At 39.2% G+C, this 245-nt stretch carries 1 protein-coding gene; it reads right to left on the bottom strand.

Features of this window, described 5'->3' with window-relative positions:
* Nucleotides 1-245 (bottom strand): glycosyltransferase (locus SCA31_RS25030; RefSeq protein WP_410699647.1); only part of this gene is annotated, 245 nt, incomplete at both ends.

A 245-nucleotide genomic window follows, 5' to 3' on the forward strand; every position in this document is an offset into this window, starting at 1 on the left:
GGCAAGCGGCGAGAAAAACGGAATAATATACTGAAACAATAAAATATTCGGCATTGCCCAAAGTCCTAGTCCTTTATATTTCGGATTTAAAAAGGTCTGTCTCTGTTTCCAGAACATCTGCATAATTCCGTATGTCCAGCGAAAACGTTGTTTTAAAAACTGTTTCACGGTTTCCGGAGCTTCCGTTACAGCAACTGCTCTGTTTTCATTAGCAACAGTGTAACCTTCTCTTAAAATCTTCACTG

It is taken from the genome of Chryseobacterium sp. SIMBA_028, assembly GCF_046535285.1.
Classification (GTDB): Bacteria; Bacteroidota; Bacteroidia; order Flavobacteriales; family Weeksellaceae; genus Chryseobacterium.